21 protein-coding genes are annotated in these 19,480 nt (G+C 68.6%); 13 read left to right on the forward strand and 8 right to left on the reverse strand.

The annotated features are described in order from the left end of the window. Window positions 1-7: 7 nt before the first annotated feature. The 5 genes from NM961_RS08385 to rph all read right to left on the reverse strand — a co-directional run bounded on the left by NM961_RS08385 (window position 8) and on the right by rph (window position 5,205). Window positions 8-2,332 (reverse strand): DUF1631 domain-containing protein, encoded by a 2,325-nt coding sequence (locus tag NM961_RS08385; RefSeq protein ID WP_255913632.1) that lies wholly within the window; start codon window positions 2,330-2,332, stop codon window positions 8-10. Between the two features lie 185 nt (window positions 2,333-2,517). Beyond that, window positions 2,518-2,706 carry a CPXCG motif-containing cysteine-rich protein gene (locus NM961_RS08390; RefSeq protein ID WP_255913633.1) on the reverse strand — a complete coding sequence of 63 codons (189 nt, stop codon included), beginning with the start codon at window positions 2,704-2,706 and terminating at the stop codon, window positions 2,518-2,520. Between the two features lie 8 nt (window positions 2,707-2,714). Continuing rightward, entirely contained in the window at window positions 2,715-3,863 is a 1,149-nt protein-coding gene (gene hemW / locus NM961_RS08395) for a radical SAM family heme chaperone HemW (RefSeq protein WP_255913635.1), read from the reverse strand. Next, window positions 3,860-4,477, reverse strand: coding sequence for an RdgB/HAM1 family non-canonical purine NTP pyrophosphatase (gene rdgB, locus NM961_RS08400; protein ID WP_255913636.1), 618 nt, complete (start codon window positions 4,475-4,477; stop codon window positions 3,860-3,862). The genes hemW and rdgB overlap by 4 nt, the downstream gene beginning before the upstream one ends. Beyond that, window positions 4,474-5,205, reverse strand: coding sequence for a ribonuclease PH (rph, locus tag NM961_RS08405; RefSeq protein WP_255913637.1), 732 nt, complete (start codon window positions 5,203-5,205; stop codon window positions 4,474-4,476). Before rph ends, rdgB begins: the two co-directional genes overlap by 4 nt. Before the next feature lie 69 nt (window positions 5,206-5,274). On the opposite strand from rph, the gene NM961_RS08410 reads away from it, so the two are divergent. Beyond that, window positions 5,275-6,138 (forward strand): YicC/YloC family endoribonuclease, encoded by an 864-nt coding sequence (locus NM961_RS08410; RefSeq protein ID WP_255913638.1) that lies wholly within the window; start codon window positions 5,275-5,277, stop codon window positions 6,136-6,138. A 30-nt stretch (window positions 6,139-6,168) separates the two neighbouring features. Here NM961_RS08410 and NM961_RS08415 read toward each other — a convergent pair whose 3' ends face one another. Continuing rightward, window positions 6,169-6,759 carry a dihydrofolate reductase family protein gene (locus NM961_RS08415; protein WP_255913639.1) on the reverse strand — a complete coding sequence of 197 codons (591 nt, stop codon included), beginning with the start codon at window positions 6,757-6,759 and terminating at the stop codon, window positions 6,169-6,171. A gap of 476 nt (window positions 6,760-7,235) precedes the next feature. On the opposite strand from NM961_RS08415, the gene gmk reads away from it, so the two are divergent. The 7 genes from gmk to NM961_RS08450 all read left to right on the forward strand — a co-directional run bounded on the left by gmk (window position 7,236) and on the right by NM961_RS08450 (window position 13,261). Then, a complete protein-coding gene (gene gmk, locus NM961_RS08420; RefSeq protein ID WP_255913641.1) occupies window positions 7,236-7,850 on the forward strand; it encodes a guanylate kinase in 615 nt (204 codons plus the stop codon). Between the two features lie 80 nt (window positions 7,851-7,930). After that, window positions 7,931-8,761, forward strand: a complete 831-nt coding sequence (locus NM961_RS08425; RefSeq protein WP_255913642.1) for an ABC transporter ATP-binding protein — start codon at window positions 7,931-7,933, stop codon at window positions 8,759-8,761. Then, complete coding sequence (gene mlaE, locus NM961_RS08430; protein WP_255913643.1) at window positions 8,758-9,525, forward strand: lipid asymmetry maintenance ABC transporter permease subunit MlaE; 768 nt, start codon at window positions 8,758-8,760, stop codon at window positions 9,523-9,525. Before NM961_RS08425 ends, mlaE begins: the two co-directional genes overlap by 4 nt. Before the next feature lie 19 nt (window positions 9,526-9,544). After that, on the forward strand, window positions 9,545-10,060 hold the full coding sequence (gene mlaD / locus NM961_RS08435; protein WP_255913644.1) for an outer membrane lipid asymmetry maintenance protein MlaD: 516 nt from the start codon (window positions 9,545-9,547) through the stop codon (window positions 10,058-10,060). Beyond that, on the forward strand, window positions 10,057-10,704 hold the full coding sequence (locus NM961_RS08440) for an MlaC/ttg2D family ABC transporter substrate-binding protein (protein ID WP_439334203.1): 648 nt from the start codon (window positions 10,057-10,059) through the stop codon (window positions 10,702-10,704). Before mlaD ends, NM961_RS08440 begins: the two co-directional genes overlap by 4 nt. Next, a complete protein-coding gene (locus NM961_RS08445) occupies window positions 10,701-11,006 on the forward strand; it encodes an STAS domain-containing protein (protein WP_255913645.1) in 306 nt (101 codons plus the stop codon). Before NM961_RS08440 ends, NM961_RS08445 begins: the two co-directional genes overlap by 4 nt. Continuing rightward, a complete protein-coding gene (locus NM961_RS08450; protein ID WP_255913647.1) occupies window positions 11,006-13,261 on the forward strand; it encodes a tetratricopeptide repeat protein in 2,256 nt (751 codons plus the stop codon). The genes NM961_RS08445 and NM961_RS08450 overlap by 1 nt, the downstream gene beginning before the upstream one ends. 5 nt (window positions 13,262-13,266) lie before the next feature. Here the strand turns inward: NM961_RS08450 and NM961_RS08455 are convergent, their stop codons facing one another. After that, the gene (locus NM961_RS08455; protein ID WP_255913651.1) at window positions 13,267-13,737 is read right to left on the reverse strand and encodes a hypothetical protein; all 471 of its coding nucleotides are present in this window, start codon (window positions 13,735-13,737) and stop codon (window positions 13,267-13,269) included. Between the two features lie 79 nt (window positions 13,738-13,816). Between NM961_RS08455 and NM961_RS08460 the strand changes: the two genes are divergently transcribed. Continuing rightward, window positions 13,817-14,404: a hypothetical protein gene (locus tag NM961_RS08460; protein WP_255913652.1), complete on the forward strand. Its 588-nt coding sequence runs from the start codon at window positions 13,817-13,819 to the stop codon at window positions 14,402-14,404. Window positions 14,405-14,471: 67 nt separating this feature from the next. Here NM961_RS08460 and NM961_RS08465 read toward each other — a convergent pair whose 3' ends face one another. After that, window positions 14,472-15,302: an MlaA family lipoprotein gene (locus tag NM961_RS08465; RefSeq protein WP_255913654.1), complete on the reverse strand. Its 831-nt coding sequence runs from the start codon at window positions 15,300-15,302 to the stop codon at window positions 14,472-14,474. A 206-nt stretch (window positions 15,303-15,508) separates the two neighbouring features. Here NM961_RS08465 and rpoZ point away from each other — a divergent pair, with 206 nt between their 5' ends. The 4 genes from rpoZ (at window position 15,509) to NM961_RS08485 (ending at window position 19,480) form a co-directional block, all read left to right on the forward strand. Continuing rightward, a complete protein-coding gene (rpoZ, locus tag NM961_RS08470) occupies window positions 15,509-15,802 on the forward strand; it encodes a DNA-directed RNA polymerase subunit omega (protein WP_255913656.1) in 294 nt (97 codons plus the stop codon). Between the two features lie 79 nt (window positions 15,803-15,881). Next, window positions 15,882-18,032: a RelA/SpoT family protein gene (locus tag NM961_RS08475; RefSeq protein ID WP_255913863.1), complete on the forward strand. Its 2,151-nt coding sequence runs from the start codon at window positions 15,882-15,884 to the stop codon at window positions 18,030-18,032. Between the two features lie 250 nt (window positions 18,033-18,282). After that, the gene (locus tag NM961_RS08480) at window positions 18,283-19,008 is read left to right on the forward strand and encodes a hypothetical protein (RefSeq protein ID WP_255913658.1); all 726 of its coding nucleotides are present in this window, start codon (window positions 18,283-18,285) and stop codon (window positions 19,006-19,008) included. 88 nt (window positions 19,009-19,096) lie between these two features. After that, entirely contained in the window at window positions 19,097-19,480 is a 384-nt protein-coding gene (locus tag NM961_RS08485; protein WP_255913659.1) for a RidA family protein, read from the forward strand.

Below are 19,480 nucleotides of genomic sequence, written 5' to 3' on the forward strand. Positions count from 1 at the left end.
TTGTTCCTCATCCGGCGTCCGTCTGCGCCGCCGGCGGCTTGCCGGCGAAGTTCCTGAGTGTGCCGACTATCGCATGCCAGGCGCGGTCGATCAGCGATTCGCGTTCCTCGCTGACGATGCGCACCTGCTTGCGTACCAGGTCGCGCGCCAGCTGCTGCATGCTGCGTTCCTCGGTGCGCGCGCCGCGCTGGTTCACGAACAGGCAGCGGCCGGTCAGCGTGGAGAACCAGGACAGCTTGCGCCGCACGGTGTCGCCCTGCTGGTTGAGCACGAATTCGAACCAGGTGCCATAGGGCAGGGTCTTGAGACGTTCCAGCATCTGGCGTTCCTCCGCACTCAGCGGCGCCGTTTCGGCGGCCGCTTCGGCCGCGCCGGCTGCCGGACCGCCGATGGCGCTGGCGACGGGCGGCGCCTCCGCCGCGGGTTCCTCGCCCAGGCGGGTCTTGGACTTGAGCTTGAGCGCGAGTTCGGTGCGGGTGGCGCTGCTGTCGTCCCGCGGCGGGCCGCCGCCGAGGATCTGCTGCAGCATCTCCTGCACTTCCTCGGCATGGAAGCCGACCTGGCCCAGGCCCTGTTCGATGTCATGGCGCAGCGCCGGCGATCCGGTTTCCTGGCCGGCGACGAGTTGCTCGACCACGCCGAGCCGGCGGCGGTAGACCTCCGATTCCTCGCCCTGGCGCAGGATGGTCAGGGCCAGCACATCGGTCCAGGCCTGTTCCAGCAGGCTGCGAACCAGGCGGTTGACCTTCTTGTCCTGCAGCCGCGCGGCCACCGCCTGGGTGGCGCGCTCGCGCGCGATGTCCAGGCGCTCGCGGCCCTTGGCGGCGTCGACGTGGCGGCGTTCGGACACTTCGGCCTTGCGCGCCAGGGTGCCCATGTGGCGGCTGAGATCGGTCAGCAACTCGTCGAACAGTTCGTCGCGGCCGTCGAATTCGTTGCTGACGCGGTCGACCACCAACTGCATCTTCTCGACCAGCACCCGGTCGGCCTCGCCCTCGGTCTCGTCTATCCAGTACTGGCCGGTCTCGGCGATGGCATTGAGCAGCTGGCGCGCCGGATGGCCGCGCCGGGTGAAGAAGCTCTTGTCGCGCAGGGCGACGCGCAGCACCGGCACCTGCAGCTTGGTCAGCAGGGACTGGGTGGCGCCGGTGGGGCGTACGTCCTTGGCGATGAAGTCGAACAGCATGCCGACCAGGTCCAGCGTGTCGGCGTCGACTTCGGTCAGGCGCGGCGGACGGCCGTCCGGGGTGAACTGGCGCAACTGGTTGAGCAGGTCCTGGCGCAGGTGGGCGATGTTCCGCTGCACCACGCGGCCGCCCAGGATCATGGGCGCGGCCGGACGCGCCTGCAGGCTGCCGAGGACGGCCTGCAGGTCCTCGCCGGTGGCGACGTAGCTGGACAGCGTGCCCGCCGCCGCGGGCACCGGGGCCAGATGCTGGCGCCGGCCGGCAAGCAGTTCGCGCAGGGTGTGGAACAGTTCCGAGTCGCGCGTGTCTTCGGGCTGGGCCGTGCGCGATCCGGACGCGCCGCGCGGCGGGGCGGGGCGCGCCCCGGCGGGCGGCGGCGTGTTCGCGGCATTGGCCGGGCTCTGCGGCGGCGTGGCGACGCTGCCGCGGCCGGGCGCCAGCTGCAGATGGGGCAGTATGCGTTTCTCGATCAGGTAGTCGTTGACCGCGCTGAACAGGGCGCCGGCCTCGGCCAGGGCGACGCGGTCGAACTGGCGGTACAGCAGCAGGCGGTGTTCCAGCGCTATGCCCAGGCAGGCGGTGGCGTAGCGCAGTGCGGCGCAGATCTGCTGCGGGCCCAGGGGCAGGCGCTCGGCGTCCAGCGCCGGCGCGCCGGCCATCACGCCGAAGCGGTGGCCCAGGGCGTACAGCGCCTGGCTGTGGCGGATCTCGGCCTTGGCCGAGATCTCCTGCAGGGCGATGTGTTCTTCCAGATCGCGGGTCTCGACCAGGGCCAGCTCCTGGAAGCGCCGCGGCGGCGCGCTGGCCGCGGCCTCCGGCTTGCCGTCGAGCTGGGCCAGGGCCGACTCCAGGAACAGCATGAAGCGCGGCGCCACATCGGCGCGGCCGCGCTTGACCTCGCGCAGGGATTCAAACACCGCATGCTGCTCGTTGCTGCTGTGCGCCTTTTCGGCCAGCTTGAACAGCTGCTGCTCGTGTTCGTTCAAGGTCAGTGCGAGGGAGCGTTCGAGCAGGCCGCCGGCCAGGGCCAGCACACCTTCGAGCAGGCTGCGCACGCGCGGCGGCAGTGTGGGACGCGCGCTCAGCGCGACCAGACGGACCTCGCCGTCCGGCCGGGGCGCCGACCCCGGTTCCGTGAGTTGCATAGCCCGCCCCTGCTGTCCCTGATGGCGCGATTCTATGCCCGCCTCCGGAGCCCAGCCATAGCCAGAACCCTCAGGTTTGCAAGGATATGTACCGAGTTGGCCCGGCCTGTGCCGGCGCAGGCCGCAAGCGATGTTTTCCGGATGCGTACGGCGCCGCGGCTACGTGCGCAGCGGCGTTTGCCGACTCAGTCCTGATCGCGCCGGGTGTGCAGGGAAACCAGTTCGTCCTGCGCGTCTACGCGCACGCTCACGTTGATCGGCCGGCAGCAGACGGCGCAGTCCTCGACATAGTCCTGATCGCCGCCGGAAAGATCCACGCTGGACTCGAAGGATTCGCCGCAGTACGGGCAGTGCAAGGTCACGAATTCGAGCATGGCCGGCCTCAGGGCAGGAACAGGGCGATCACATCGTTGAGGAAGCGCTTGCCCAGCGCCGTGGGGCGGACCAGGCCGCCGGTGCATTCCAGCCAGCCGCGTCGTCCGGCCTCGGCCAGCGGCGCGGCGATCTGCGCCGCATCCAGGCCCGTGCGTGCGGCGAACAGTGACTGCGGATAGCCGTCTTCCAGGCGCAGCGCATTGAGCATGAATTCAAACGGCAGCTGCTCGGCGCCGATCCGTGCATCGCCGCCGACGCCGCGCGGGCTGCCGGCGTGGGCCAGATACGCCTTGGGCGCGCGTATTTTCCAGCGCCGGTGCACGCCGGCGGCCGTGTCGGTGAGCTTGGCGTGGGCGCCGGCACCTATGCCGAGATAATCGCCAAATTGCCAATAATTGACATTGTGAACACTTTGCCGGCCGGGGCGGGCGTAGGCGGAAGTCTCGTAATGGTCGAAACCGGCGCCGGCCAGGCGTGCGGCGCAGGCTTCCTGCATGTCCCAGGCGAGGTCGTCGTCGGGCAGCGGCGGCGGATTGTTGGCGAAGGCGGTATTCGGCTCCAGCGTGAGCTGATAGTGGGATATGTGCGCCGGCTGCAGTTCCAGCGCCTGGTCCAGGTCGTCCAGCGCCTGGGCCAGGCTCTGCTCCGGCAGGGCGTACATCAGGTCCAGGTTGAAATTGTCGAAGCCCGCCGCGCGCGCCAGGCGCACCGCGGCGCGCACTTCGGCGGCGCTGTGGATGCGGCCGAGGCGTTTCAGCTTTTCGTCGTCCAGGCTCTGCACGCCGAAGCTCAGGCGGTTGACGCCGGCGCGCAGGTAATCCTCGAAGCGGCCGTGTTCGACGGTGCCGGGATTGGTCTCCAGCGTGATTTCCGCGGCATCGGCAAAGCGCAGGCGTTCGCGTGCGCCGCGCAGGATCGCGCCTATGAATTCCGGTGCGAACAGGCTGGGCGTGCCGCCGCCGAAGAACACGCTGACGATGGGGCGCGCGGCCACGGCGTAGTCGCGCAGGTCCTGGTCCAGGTCGGCGAGCAGCGCATCGACGTAGTCCTGCTGCGGCAGTCCGCCCGGCGCCGTATGCGAGTTGAAATCGCAGTACGGACATTTCTTCACGCACCACGGGATATGGATGTACAGCGCGAGCGGCGGCGCGGTCACGGCCCGGTATACGGTTGCAGCGGCGCCGCGCGCAGCAGGGCGAGCAGCTGGGCCATGGCCAGGCCGCGGTGGCTGGCGCGGTTCTTGACCGCGGCCGGCAGTTCCGCCGCGGCGCAATCGAAATCGTGCGGCAGGAACAGCGGGTCGTAGCCGAAGCCGCCGCTGCCGCGCGGCGCTTCGAGGATGCGGCCGGGCCAGCGGCCGTCGGCGATCAGCGGGGCGGGGTCCCCGGCATGGCGCAGCAGCACCAGGGTGCTGTGGAAATGCGCGCCGCGCTGTTGCGGCGCCAGGCCCTGCAGCTTCTGCAACAACAGGGCGTTGTTGGCCGCGTCGTCGCCGTGGCGGCCGGCGTAGCGCGCGGAATACAGCCCTGGCGCGCCGCCCAAGGCATCCACGCAGATGCCCGAATCGTCGGCGATCGCCGGCAGGCCGGTGACACGCGCCGCATGGCGCGCCTTGAGCAGGGCGTTCTCGACGAAGCTGAGACCGGTTTCCTCGGCGTCGTCCACGCCCAGTTCGCCCTGGGCGACCAGTTCCAGGCCCAGGCCGCCCAGCAGCTCGCGCAGTTCAGCGAGCTTGCCGCGGTTGCCGCTGGCCAGGACGACACGGCTCATCTTTCGGCCAGCGCCGCGCGCTGCGCGGCGATGAGTTCGGCCACGCCCTTGCCGGCCAGGGCCAGCATGGCCTGCAGTTCGTCGGGGCGGAAGGCATGGCCTTCGGCCGTGCCCTGCAACTCGATGAAGCCGCCGCCGTCGTTCATCACGACGTTCATGTCGGTGTCGCAGCCGGCGTCCTCGGCATAGTCCAGGTCCAGCACCGGCTGGCCCTTGCAGATGCCGACGGAGACCGCGGCGATGGCGCCGAAGATCGGATCCTTCTTGATGACGCGGCGCGCCTGCAGCTGGCGTATGGCATCGACCAGGGCGACATAGGCACCGGTAATCGCCGCGCAGCGCGTGCCGCCGTCGGCCTGCAGCACGTCGCAATCCAGGGTGATGGTGCGTTCGCCCAGGGCGCTGCGGTCCACGCAGGCGCGCAGGCTGCGCCCGATCAGGCGCTGGATCTCCATGGTGCGGCCGCCCTGGCCGCCGCGGGCGGCTTCGCGCTGGGTGCGCTCCTTGGTCGCGCGCGGCAGCATGCCGTATTCGGCGGTGATCCAGCCCTCGCCCTTGCCGCGCAGGAACGGCGGCACCTTTTCCTCGACGCTGGCAGTGCACAGTACGCGGGTATCGCCGCAGCTGATCAGCACCGAACCCTCGGCGTGACAGGTGTAGCGGCGTTGCAGGGAAAGCGGGCGCAGCTGGTCTGGCGCGCGGCCGGAGGGGCGCTGGATCGAGGTCATGGGCGGACGTGCTTGGGGAAAGCGGGCGGCGAGTTTACCATTGCCGCCCTTTTCCCGAGCGCGACCACCATGATCCGCAGCATGACCGCCTACGCCAGCGCGGAAATCCAGACGCCGCTGGGCCTGTTGTCCTGCGAGCTGCGCTCGGTCAACCACCGTTACCTGGAGCTGAGCCCGCGCCTGCCGGAAGAACTGCGTGCGCTGGAATCGCAGCTGCGCGAGAAGGTCGCCGCGAAGCTGACCCGCGGCAAGGTCGACCTGGGCATGCGCCTGCGCAGCAACGGCTCGGCCGCCGCCGCGCTGGAATTGAACGAAACCCTGCTGGCCCAGCTCGAACACGCCGCCGCGCGCCTGTCCGGCCGTTTCCCCAACATGCAGACCGATTTCGTCGGCTTGCTCGGCATCGACGGCGTGCTGCTGCGGCCCGAGGTCGACCAGGGCGAACTGCACGCGGCCGCGCTGGCCCTGCTGGATACGGCGCTGGACGACATGGTCGCCACCCGCGCCCGCGAAGGCGAGCGCCTGGCCGGCTTCATCGGCGAACGCCTGGACGGCATCGCCGCCGTCGTCGCCCAGGTGCGCCAGTGGCTGCCGGAAATCCGCGCCGCGCTGCGCCTGAAGCTGGAAACCAAGCTGGCCGATTTCCGCCAGGGCACCGACCAGACCCGGCTGGAACAGGAACTGGTGCTGCAGCTCTCGCGCATCGACGTGGACGAGGAACTGGACCGCCTCAGCGCCCATCTCGCCGAAGCCCGCCGCATCCTCAAGCTGGCCGACGCCAACGGCCGCCGCCTGGATTTCCTGATGCAGGAATTCAACCGCGAAGCCAATACGCTGGGCTCGAAATCAGTGGACCAGCGCACTACGCAGGCCGCGGTGGAGCTGAAGGTGCTGATCGAGCAGATGCGCGAGCAGGTGCAGAACATCGAGTGAGGATGGCGGCGCGCGCGCTCCGCTGAGATCTCATCCGGGCGTGCGGTCACCCGCACGCGCACAGCGATACTCCAGCACCACCAGGCCCTGCGGATAGCTGCGCACGGAAGACAGCGCCAGCGCGCGCGGGCCCAGGTCCGCCGGAGCAAAAGAACGTCCGGCGCCGATCAGCACCGGCAGCAGGCGCAGACGCAGTACATCGACTTCGCCGGCGCGCAGCAGCGCATCGGCCAGGGTCAGGCTGCCCCAGACGATCAGGTCGCCGGCCACGCACTCGCGCAGGGCGCGCACCGACGCCACCGCGTCGCCGCGCACTACGGTCGCGGCGCTGCGGCTGCCCCAGGGCGCGCTGTCCAGCGTGTTCGACACGACGTACTTGGGGATGGTGTTGAGCGGTGCCGCCACGGGTTCTTCGGCCGGGTCGGCCTCCGGCCAGTAGTCGGCGAACAGGCGGTAGGTCGTGCGGCCGAGGACGATGGCGTCCACGGATTGCAGCAGGCGCAATTGTTCCTGGTCGGCTTCGTTGACGCTGCGCGCGTTGACGAAGAAGCCGATGCCGCCGTCGCGGTCGGCGGCGTAGCCGTCGGCGCTGATGATCTGTTCCACGATGAGCTTGCCCATGTCCGTCTCCGTTGAGAGCCGCCGATTGCGACGAGCCAAAGCGGTGAAATCGACAGGTCGCTGACCTGGCTTTGAAGCGCGTGCGCCGGCGCGTGCGGAGCGGGAGTTGACCTCGCGGCTGGACCACGATTTTCACGGCGGCGCCGGCGATTCGACAGGCCGCTTTTTTGCTTCGCCAGCATGGGAGGCTGCCGGCCGCGGCAGTCGGCACTGGCGGGCGGGCGCCGACAGGCCCTGCGGGAAAGCCGGCCGGCTGCCTCACGCACCGGTTTCTTGCGGATCCGGCAGCTCTGCTAGACTCCCCGGCCCGCCACGTCGGGCCGAGGTCCGGCGGTAGCCCGAGACAGCGCCGGCAGACCTGGTCCCCAAGGGCCGGAAAGCGCGCGGGATTTGCTCGAAGAGGCTAGGGAAAATCATGCTGGATCAACTGGTTGTGCTCTGCTCTCCGGGGCAGGTGCAGGATCTCGGGTAGGTCGATGCCGGGCACCTTGTTCATCGTCGCGGCGCCCTCGGGGGCAGGCAAATCCAGCCTGGTCAACGCCCTGCTCGAGCGCGAACCGGGCATCGTCCTGTCGATCTCGCATACCACGCGCCCGCCGCGTCCGAACGACAAGGACGGCGTGCACTACCACTTCGTCAAGCGCGCCGAATTCGAGCTGCTGGTGACCCAGGACGCTTTCCTGGAACATGCGGAAGTGTTCGGCAATCTCTACGGCACCTCGCGCGCCACGGTGGCCGAGCGCTTCGCCGCCGGCAACGATGTGCTGCTGGAGATCGACTGGCAGGGCGCACAGCAGGTGCGCGCCAAGCTGCCCTGCGTGAGCATCTTCATCCTGCCGCCGTCGCGCGAGGAGCTGCTGCGCCGGCTGCGTTCGCGCGGCTCCGACAGCGAGGCGGTGATCGCCCGGCGCACGGCCGAGGCCCGCGCCGAGATGGTCCACTGCCGCGAATTCGACTACATCATCGTGAACGACGATTTCGCCACCGCGCTGGGCGAGCTGCAGGCCATAGTGACGGCCCAGCGTCTGCGCTGCCACAACCAGCTGGCCCGGCACGAGGCGCAGATCGCGGATCTGCTTAAACCCGACTGAACGCACGCGCTTCCGCCGCAGCCGGGTTTGCCCTAAGGTAGCGCGGCTCCGGCCGCTCCGATCCCCGCCTGGTCCCACTGATGAGCGCAGTTTCCACATCGAGTAAAGATGCACTTGTCCGCATCCGCGGGCTGCGTACGCGCCTGGGCGGCAAGGTGATCTTCGACGGCGTCGACCTGGATATCCCGCGCGGCGGCATCACCGCGGTGATGGGGCCCAGCGGCACCGGCAAGACCACGCTGCTGCGCCATATCACCGGCCAGCTGCAGCCCGACGCCGGCGAGATTGTCGTGGACGGGCGCAACCTCGCCCAGCTCGACCGCAACGGCCTGTTCGAGCTGCGCGAGCGCATAGGTTACCTGTTCCAGAACTCGGCCCTGCTGACCGATTTCAGCGTATTCGAGAATGTCGCCTTTCCGCTGCGCCAGCATGCGCGCCTGCCGGAAGAACTGATCCGCAACATCGTGCTGCCCAAGCTGCAGGCGGTAGGCCTGCGCGGCGCGGCCGAGCTGATGCCGGCCGAGCTTTCCGGCGGCATGGCGCGGCGCGTGGCCCTGGCCCGGGCCATCGTGCGCGACCCCATGCTGCTGATCTACGACGAACCCTTCGTCGGCCTGGATCCGATCGCGCTGAACCAGGTGCTCAAGCTGATCCGCGTGCTCAACCAGACGCTGGGCCTGACCAGCATCGTGGTCGCGCACGAACTGTCGGCGGTGAGCCGGGTGGCCGATCACATCTACCTGCTGGCCGCGGGCAAAGTCGCGGCCCATGGCGGGCCGGACGAACTGGTGCGCGGCGATACCGACTGGACGCGCCAGTTCTTCGGCGGCGAAGCCGACGGCCCGGTGCCGTTCCATTATCCAGCGCGCGACTACGCCAGCGACCTGGGTTTCGCCAAGGAGCGCGCATGAGCAGGAAACCCGGCGGCGGCTTCATCGGCGATGGCCTGGCCCAGATCGGCGCGCTGGGCCTGTTCCTGCTGTCCGTGCTGGCGGCGGTGCCGCGCAGCCTGCGCTATTTCGCCGAGACCGTGCGGCAGATCTTTTTCGTCGGCGCGATGAGCCTGGTCATCATCATGACTTGCGGCCTGTTCATCGGCCTGGTGCTGGGGCTGCAGCTGTACGAAGTGCTGTCGCGCTTCGGCAGCACGGCCTCGGTCGGCACCGTGGTCGCCATCGCGCTGTACCGCGAGCTGGGGCCGGTGGTCACCGCGCTGCTGTTCGCCGGCCGCGCCGGCACCTCGATCACGGCCGAGATCGGCCTGATGCGCGCGACCGACCAGCTCGCCGCGATGGAAATGATGGCGGTGGATCCCATGGCCTACGTGGTCGCGCCGCGCTTCCTCGCCGGCGTGATCGCCATGCCGCTGCTGGCCAGCATCTTCAATGCGCTGGCGATCTTCGGCTCGCACCTGGTCGCGGTGACCTGGCTGGGCCTGGACAACGGCACGTTCTGGTCGAACATGACCGGCGCGGTCGATGTCTGGACCGATGTGATGAACGGCGTGTGGAAGAGCGCCGTGTTCGGCGCCGTAGTCACCCTGGTCGCCACCTTCCAGGGCTATTCCACCGCGCCGACCAGCGAAGGCGTCGCCTACGCCACCACGCGCACCGTGGTGTATTCCTCGATTCTCACCCTCGCCATCGATTTCCTGATGACGGCTTTCCTGATGTGATGCGGCGCGAGTGCATTCCATGACCCAACGACGTTCCCACCAGATAGGCACCGGGCTTTTCATCCTGCTCGGCTTTGCCGCGCTGGGCTACCTCGCCACCCAGACCACCAGCCTGGCCAACTACCGGCAGGGGCCGACCTACGCCCTCAAGGCGCGCTTCACCAACGTCGGCCAGCTCAAGCTGCGCGCGCCGGTGAAGATCGCCGGCGTGCGCATCGGCAGCGTCAGCGACATCCAGCTCGAACCCGACCGGCTGGAGGCGCTGGTGACCCTGGCCATCGACAACCGTTACAACCAGTTGCCGGACGATTCCGCCGCCGCCGTGTTCACCAGTGGTTTATTGGGCGATCAGTACGTTGCGCTGAAACCGGGCGGCTCACCGGACATGTTCAAGAACGGCGACGAGATCATCCTCACGCAGAGTTCGATGCAACTGGAAGAATTGATCGGCAAATACCTCGTCGGCAGCGGCGACAGCCCGGCCAAGAAGCCCGCCGAATCCGAATCCGCTACCCAGGAAGGCAAGACCCCATGAGCATAGTGCGCAAACTGCTGTCGCTAATGGCCGTGCTGATGCTGCTGGCGGCGGTGCCCGCCGCGCAGGCCGCCGCGGCCGATCCCAATGCCGTGGTCCAAGGCATTGCCGATGATCTCGGCAAGGCGCTGGAAGGCCGCAAGGAAGAACTGCGCAACGACCGCGACAAGCTGATCAAGCTCATCGACGGCATCGTGCTGCCGCATTTCGACATCGACTACGCCTCCATCCTGGTGCTGGGCCAGAACGCCCGTTCGGCCACGCCGGAGCAGCGCACGCGCTTTGCCAAGGCGTTCTACAAGTCCATCGCCCATCGCTACGCCGAGGGCCTGCTCAACTACACCCGCGGCCGCATCAACATTTCGCCGTACAAGGGCGAACTCAACGACAAGCGTTCGCTGGTGCGCACCGAAGTCATCCTCGACGACGGCAAGCGCGTACCGGTGGACTACGCCTTCCGCAAGACCAAGGACGGCGAATGGAAGGCCTACGACGTCATCATCGAAGGCATTTCCTATGTCACCAATTACCGCAACCAGGTGTCGGCGGAAGTGGCCAAGTCGGGCCTGGAAGAACTGATCTCGCGCCTGGAGACCCAGGGCGAGAAGGCGCTGGAAAGCCTAGAGAAGAATCCCAAGTCGTGAGCGCTGCGAATGCGTTCGCGGTGACAGCGCCGGCGCCGGACCGCCTTGCGGCGACCGGCGCATTCACTTTTGCCACAGCCGCGGCCGCGCTGGCGGCGCTGCGCCAGCGCATGCCGCGCGGCGCAGCGAGCCTGGATCTGGCCGGTGTCGTCCAGGCCGACAGCGCCGGCCTCGCCGTGCTGCTGGCGCTGGCCGGCGATGCGCGCCGCAGCGGAGCGACGCTGCAGATCGTCAACGCACCCGAAAGCCTGCGCGCGCTGGCCCACCTCGCCGAAGTCGACGGCCTGCTCGGTTTCGCCTGATGGCGGCGTGCGGCGGCGAAACCGCGCCGCCGGCGTCCGTGCCGCCCCCGGCGGTATTGCCTTCCTTCATCCGTTTTGCGATTGCGGCCGCGCTGGCGGCGGCCGCGGCCAGCGTACAGGCCGCGGACGACGACGAACGCTGCCGCGAACTGATCCAGCAGCAGCCGCGCCCGGCGATAGCGTTGTGTGAGAACGCCTACGCTGCCGCGGCCGTGCGCGGCGATGCGCGGGCGGCCGAAGATGCGCTGGCCCGGCGCAGCGATGCGGAACTGGCGCTGGGCGAATACGCGGCGGCGGCGCGCACGCTGGACCGCGTGGCCGCATTGCCCGGCGCGGCGGCCTGGGAGCCGCAGTTCCGGCTGCTGCGCCGGCGCGGCATGCTCGCCTACCGGCAGGAGCAGATTGCCGAATCCCTGGTCTCGTTCCGCGCCGCACTGGCGCTGGCGACCGCACAGGCCGACCTGCGCGCGCAGGGGCAGAGCTGGAACGATATCGGCATTGCCCTGCGCCGCAGCGGCGAACTGCGCGGCGCGCTGGAAGCCTTCCTTGCCAGCCTGGAGCGCAAGCGCGCCGCCGGCGACACGGCGTTGGGCGCACTGTTGAATAATCTCGGCGATATTCAGCGCGAACTCGGCGATGCCGGCGCGGCGCGCCAGCGCTATGACGAGGCGCTGGCGGCGTTCGAGGCCGGCGGCCGGGTGCTCGACGCGGCGCATACGCGCGAAGCCCTGGGCCTGCTCGCGGCGCAGACCGGCGACGCTGCGGGCGCGGCACGCTTCTACGCGCGGGCGGCGGCGGATTACGAGCGCGCCGGCGCCGGCGGCGATCAGCTGCGTCTGACGGCGCTGCTGTTGCGTGCGGCGCTGGATGCCGGCGATATCGCCGGCGCAACGGCGCATGCCGAGCGCGGTGCCGCGCTCGCGCGCCAGCTCGGCCTGCCCGAGCCGGCGGCGCTGGTCGCGCAGCGCGCGCGTCTGCTGCGCCTGTCGGGCCGTCTCGACGGGGTGCGCCAATTGATCCAGGCAGCGCTGGACCGCGTGCACGGCGACCGCGGCGCACGCATCGATCTGCTGTACGAACTTGCCGCGGCCAGCGAAGCCGGCGGCGACTACGCGGCCGCGCTCAAGGACTGGCGCGCCTGGCGCGATGCCGATGTGGAGCGGCTCGGCGCCGAGCATGACCGGCGTCTGGAACAGTTGCGCGTGCGTTTCGACGTTGCCGAGAAGGAGCGCCGCATAGCCGCCCTCGATGCGGAAAACCGCCTGCGCGCGCTGGAAATCGACCGCCGCGCGGCGCAGCAGCGGGCTACCCTGCTGGCGGTGCTGGTCGGCCTCCTGCTGCTCGCCGCGGCGATCTGGCGCTGGCGCCAGCGCGAGCGCGTGCAGCGCGCGGTGCGCGCGGCGCAGCTCGCCGACGAGATCGAGCGTTACCGGCGCGAAGCTGCCGCGCTTGCGGCGGATCGCGGGCGGCTGCAGGCGCTGCTCGACAACGCGGCCAATGCCGTCGTCGCCCTGGACGCCGGCGGCGGCATCGTCGCGCTGAATGCGCCGGCGGCGCTGCGCTGGAACCTGACGCCCGGGCGCGCCGTTGGCACCGATATGCGCACGCTGCTGGCGGCCGGGGACGCCGCGCGCTTCGACGCGGCCCTGGCCGACATGGACGAGCGCGATACGCGCGTGGCGCTGGAGCTGGGCGGTCTCGCCGCTGCGGCGCTGGCACCACTGGGCGGCGGGCTTGCGGTGCTGAGCTTCGCCGCTGACAGCGCCGGCGGTGCCGGGGGCCGCGATGCCGTCGGGCACGATGCTGCGGCTTCCAATGCCGTAACGCCTGACGGTGCAGCGCCCGATTCCGCGACGCGCAATGCCGCGGCGCCCGATGTCGCGGTGTCCGGCGACGACGCGGTCACTCTGGAAGCCAGCAGCGCTGAGGAACGCGACGCCTACCGCCGCGCCCTGGTCGAGCTGATGCTGGCCGCGGTCGCGGCCTGGGAGCGCAGCACCGGCAAGACGCGCATCGATCTTGCCGAGGCCAGCCGCATCTGGCGCATAACCATCGACGAGGGCCGCCTGCGCGTGCGCGCGCTGGAACGCTATCTCAGCCTGGCCAAGCTGCCGCGCCGGCCGCGCTGGCGCGAGGTATTGCGCACGGTCTATTACGTGCTGACCGAATGCCCGCTGGAACCGGCCGAGCGCGAAGCGCTCAAGCGCCGGCTGGAGCAGGTGCAGGACGCGGTCAGGCGGCGCTCGCTGGCCTGACGCAGTCAGTTTTGGGGCGGCGGATTCACGGGCGGAGGGCTGTCATACATCTCGCAGTATCCGCACATGCCTTCGAGGCCGGAGCTGAAATCGAAGGTTGTGTGGTGGTCCGTGGCGTTGAAGCTGCTGGGCACGGTGATGAAGGCAGTGACAGGGCTTTCCTGCGTCGGAACCCGCGAGGTGGAGTCGCCGCAGGCGGCGCGCGCCATGGAGACGGCCATCTCGTAGGGCGGATCGAATATGCCGCAGGTGTCGTCGCCGTCAAAGGTGCCGGTTTCCTGCAGGCATTGCATCCGCCGGGTCTGGCGGCTATTGAACTCGGCCTGCAGTTCGGCGGGTGAAAAAGCGAACATGCCGCGGAACCTGACGATGCCGCCAGTGCACCATTCCGAGCTGTACAGCTCGCTATGGGCGGAGGCGGTGCCGGCAACGACAAGGCCGGCGGCGAGGGCGAGGGCGAAGCGGGTCAGGTTCATCGTGAGGCTTCCTGGTGTGGTGGCGCGATCCTAGCGGTGCCGCTGCCCCAAGCCAGCGCGGATTGGGACCGCGACGGGAATGTATTCACGCAAGCCTTTGTTCCGGCAAATTTTTACTGCGAGTGCCGGCGCGCGTCGCGGGCTTCCCGTTCCCGAACGCATCCGCAGCTATCCTGATGTCGTCACCGCATTTCGCTCGCGCCGTTGCCATCCCGTGCCTAGCGTTGGTCGCCGCGTCCACTCGCAAGGACGCGCCAATCAATCACGGGAGAACACGATGTTTATGCGGATGAAGAAGGTGCTGCTGGCGCTGGGACTGGTGGCGGCGGCTGGTTCAAGCAGTGCGTTTTATGTACCCAGCGGCGGCGGGCTGACGCTGGACGGATACTGCGCGGTGCTGTCTGACCGCAACGTAATGAAGGTCTCGATGGCCGCCTGTCAACAGTCGGTGGACGCGGCCACGGCGACGGGCAGCCAGATCATCAAGCCGTGCCATATGTGCGCGCAGAAGTTCAAGACCGTACCGGAGACCGCGATCAAGCTGTCGCCTGAAGTCGTGCACGAGTACGTAGAGCGCAGCGAGGCGCTGCGTGCCGAGTTCCGGATCGACGAATACGAACGCGCACAACAGGAGCTGCAGCGCACCTTCTGGCCGGAAGCCGACTAAATGCAACGGGCGCCTGGGCCGGAAGGCGGTCCAGGCGCTCTTTGGCGCCGGGCGTGCCGGGTTCGGGTCAGGGCTGGGCTTGCGGTTCTTTCCCGGTCTTGCCCTTCTCGTACCGCTGCTGCTCTTCCAGCAGCTCGTCGGGGTCGAAATCCTCGCCCACGCCCTGCAGCAGCTCGATCACTTCCACCGGCGGATTGCCGTCGTAGATCTGGTAGACGCGCTGCTGGCGGTAGGCATCGCGATAGAACACGTAGGGATCGTAGACGCCTTCGAGCAGGCTCTCGGCGTCGATGCCGCGCGATCGCAGGGTGACCAGGAACAGCCAGGTCGGCATGTACTGGGCGCCGTACTTGAGGTCGCGCTGGCTGGCATACCAGGCCAGCGGATCGAAGGTGCGGTCCACCGGAAAGCGGAAGATGTCGCGGGCCGTGGTGGAACCCAGCAGCGGCAGCACCAGGTAAGGGCCGTCGGGCACGCCCCATTTGGCCAGGGTGGTGCCGAAATCCTGCTCCTGCAGCTTCAGGCCCATCTGGCTGGCCGGGTCGAAAAAGCCGCCCAGGCCCAGCGTGGTATTGACCAGGAAGCGGCCGGTGCTGCGGGTGAAATCCTTGGGCCGGCCCTGCAGCAGGTTGTTCACCATCGTGATGGGCATGCGCAGGTTGCTGAAGAAATTGCTCAGCACGCGGCGCATATTCGGCGTGGTGACCTTGCGGTAGCCCACGGCGACGGGGCGGATCACGGCCCGGTCGGCGGCATCGTTGAAGGCGTAGGCTTTGCGGTTCCAGCGCTCCCACGGATCGTCGGTGCGCGGCTTGGCGATGGTGCAGCCGGCCAGCACCACGCTGAAGGCAATCAATCCGAGATTCTTCAGCGGCTTCCAGCGCAAAGGGGAACGCATGCGTACGGCTTCCTGCGACAGCGGGGGCACCGCGCCCAGCTGGGTCTGATCCTGGCGGATTCAAGCCCCGGCCCGGGCACGAACGGCGAAGTGTACACCGGGCCGCTGGCGCCGGGTTAGGCCGGTTTGCGCCGGGTCTGGCCGGGCGGCTACAATGCCGGCATACAAGCGTCTGATTTTTTTGATTTTGGGCTTCAGAGGTTCACATGGCACGAGTTACCGTAGAAGATTGCCTGCAAGTGGTCGACAACCGTTTCGAACTGGTGCTGATGGCGACCAAGCGCGCCCGCCAGCTGGCCAAGGGCGCAGACTCCCTGGTCGCCGCCGAGAACGACAAGCCCACCGTGCTGGCCCTGCGCGAAATCGCCGAAGGCAAGGTCGACAACGCACTGATCGAACAGGTCGACAAGCTGGAACGCGAGCGCGCCGAGCGCGAAGCCCTGGAATGGGCCGCGGCCGAAGTCGACGACGACCTCAAGGGCGGCGGCGACGACCTGTAATCACCTTCGCAGTCATCATTCCGGTCCCGCCTCCCGCGCGGGCCCGGCTCCGGCGGAGTAACCCGTGGATACGGCCCTGATGTCGCAGCAGGCGCCGGCGTTGAGCGATCCTCCCGCCTACGTTCGCGCGCTGGAAGAGAAGTTGCTGGGCTATCTGCCGCCGGGGCAGGTGGTGCTGGTGCGGCGCGCCTACGAAGTCGGCGCCCACGCCCACCGCGAGCAGAAGCGCAAGAGCGGCGAACCCTACATCACCCATCCGGTGGCGGTCGCCTCCATCCTGGCCGACCTCGGTCTCGATCACGAGACCATCATCGCCGCCATCCTCCACGACACGCTGGAAGACACCGAGCTGACCCGCGCCGAACTCGCCGCCGAGTTCGGCGAATCCGTGGCCGAACTGGTCGACGGCGTGACCAAGCTGGACAAGCTGCAGTTCAAAAGCCGCCAGGAAGCCGCCGCAGAGAGTTTCCGCAAGATGCTGCTGGCAATGGCGCGCGACCTGCGCGTCATCCTGATCAAGCTGTCCGACCGCCTGCACAACATGCGCACCCTGGGCGCGATGGAAGCCTCCGCGCGCCGGCGCATCGCGCGCGAGACGCTGGAAATCTACGCGCCCATCGCCCAGCGCCTGGGCATGAACCGCTTCAAGGGCGAGCTGCAGGAACTCGGCTTCCGTGCCATGTATCCGGACCGCCACCGGGTGATCGAGGCGCGCATCAAGAACACGCTGGGCAACCGGCGCGAAGCCATGGCCAAGATCGAGGCCGCGCTGACCGCGCGGCTGGGCGCCGAAGGCATCGTGGCGCGCGTGGTCAGCCGCATCAAATCGCCGTTCAGCATCTACAACAAGATGAAGAACGAGCACAAATCCTTCACCCAGGTGATGGATGTCTATGGCTTCCGCGTGGTGACCGATTCGGTCATGCGCTGCTACTACGCGCTCGGCGCGGTGCACGGCCTGTACAAGCCGCTGGATACGCGCTTCCGCGATTTCATCGCCATTCCCAAGGCCAACGGCTATCAGTCGCTGCATACGGTCGTGTTCGGGCCGTTCGGCGCGCCTATCGAAATCCAGATCCGCACCGAGGAAATGGATTCCGTCGCCGAGCGCGGCGTCGCCGCGCACTGGGCCTACAAGACCGGCGGCGATCAAGGCAACGCGGCGCAGTCGCGCGCGCGCGAATGGGTCGAAGGCCTGGTCGACAGCCAGGCGCGCACGGCCTCGTCGCTGGAGTTCATCGAGAACGTCAAGGTCGACCTGTTCCCGGACGAGGTCTACCTGTTCACGCCCAAGGGCCGCATCCTCGCGCTGCCGCGCAATGCGACCGCGCTGGATTTCGCCTACGCCGTGCACAGCGAAGTCGGCCAGCACGCCGTGGCCGCGCGCGTGGAAAAGAAGCTGGCGCCGCTGCGCACCCGCCTGGTCAGCGGCCAGACGGTGGAAATCATCACCGCGCCTTCCGCCCAGCCGCACCCGCAATGGCTGGAGTGGGTGGTATCGGCCAAGGCGCGCACCGCGATCCGCCACCACCTCAAGCGATTGCAGCATGAGGACGCCGTCGAACTGGGCCATCGCATGCTCGACCGCGCGCTGGACCAGGTCGGCATCTCGCTGGAAGGCGTGCCCGGGGAAATGCTCGACCGCTATCTGGCCGAGAACAAGTTCCGCCGCCTGGAAGAGCTGCTGGCCGATATCGCGCTGGGCAACCGCGTTGCCGAACACGTCGCCGGCCAGCTGCTGCGGCTCAAGGGCGGCAAGACCCGCCTGCGCGTCTCGCGCACGGCCGAAAGCATCCGCATCACCGGCGCCGAGCGCGGCGTGCTCACCTTCGCCAACTGCTGCCATCCGCTGCCCGGCGACGAGATCATGGGCTTCATGTCGGCCGGCAAGGGCGTGGTGGTGCACCGGCTCGAATGCCCGAACGTGCCCGAGTTCCGCAAGTCGCCCGAGCGCTGCATCGCGATGGAATGGGACCGCGATGTCAGCGGCGATTACAAGTGCGAGCTGCGCGTCGACATCCAGAACAAGCCCGGCGTGCTGGCCTCGGTCGCCGCGGCCATCGCCGAGAGCAATTCCAATATCGAGAATGTGGAATACCAGGATCGCGGCGTGATGTCGGCGATCATCGTATTCACCATCGAGGTGAGGAACCGCAAGCATCTCGCCGATGTGATGCGCCGGGTGCGCAGGCTGGGCGTGGTGCACGGGGTTTACCGGCACCCGGTCTGAAGCGGCGTACCGGCGGTGGGGCCGCCGCGTCGGGGCCGGATCTTCCGGGCTGGCACTGGTCTGCAGGCAGCACTGGCTTTCGCCGGGCACCGCGCGGACTCCGGCATTTTCCGAAGGGCGGGCAATTCCGCCTGGCAACGCACCGCCGCCGTGCCGGCGGAGCCGCCGCATCCACGGATTTGCCGATGTGTGCCCGATGCGGATCTGCCACGGTGGCAGTCCCTGTTGCCTTCCCGGGTAGTGCACGGCCATGACCGCCGATTTTCTGTTTTGCCGGCCTGGCGCTGTTGCGCAGTTCCGGCCTGGCGCCGTGGTGCGGCTCCGGCGTGGCGCAAAACTCCGGCGCCGGCTTGCCGTGGCGCTGTACCTGCTTGCCGGCGCTGCGGCCGCCTGCGAGGTGCAGGAAGGCATGGCGCCTGCGGCCGATAGCGGAAGTCTGGTCGTGCTCGAATCGCAGCTGGAGAAAGTCGCGCGCGGTGACGGCAGCGTCGTGGCGACGCTGGTGTCGCTGAGAAACACGGCTGCCAGTTGTGCCGATGACGTGGTACTGCAGGCGCGCTACTTCGACGCCGGCAGGAAACTGATCGACAGCGCCACCGGCGTTTTCCGCGGTATCGTCGTGCCGCCCGGCAAGACGGTCACCTACCGGCTGGACAGCCCGCCGCTGCGTCCGCTCGCCGACTACGTGACGCAGGAGGTGACCGTGGTGGACGCACGGCCGCTGTACCGCCCCGGGGCGCCGCGCGGCACCTTCCTGTCCGAACGGGTGGTATGGCTTCCGTTCCTGCTGGCGATGCCGTTCGTGCTGGCCGTCGCCTACTGTTCCCGCGGCCGGCGTCTGCGGCACAGGCGGATGCTGGCGCTGGCCGAGCGGCAGGCGGAATTGCAGGATCAGCAGACCCGGCAGCTGCAGCGGATGCAGCGAATCGCCGACGCGCTGGAGACGCGCATGGACAGCAACCTCGGGAAGCCCTGACGCGGGCGCCGCCGGTTGCGGACGGCATTAGGCGGCAACCCGCTGGCTGGCTAGAATCCCGGGCTTGCTTGCCACTTCGAGGATTGCCATGTCCCGCACCATCATCGCCACCGACAACGCTCCCAAGGCCATCGGCCCGTATTCGCAGGCTGTGCAGGTCGGCAACACGATTTACACCTCCGGCCAGATCCCGCTGGATCCCTCTACCGGCGAGATGATCGGCGGCGACATCACGGCGCAGGCGCGCCGCGTGTTCGAGAATCTGCGTGCGGTGATCGAAGCGGCCGGTGCCTCGTTCGACGACGTGGCGCGGGTGGGCATCTATCTCACCGATCTGGGCAATTTCGCCGCGGTGAATGCCGTGATGGCGGAATATTTCCGCGAACCGTATCCGGCGCGCTCCACCATCGGCGTGGCTTCGCTGCCGCGCGGCGCGCAGGTCGAGGTCGATCTGGTACTGGTCCGCGGCTAA

This window comes from Tahibacter harae, assembly GCF_024437735.1.
GTDB lineage: Bacteria > Pseudomonadota > Gammaproteobacteria > Xanthomonadales > Rhodanobacteraceae > Tahibacter > Tahibacter harae.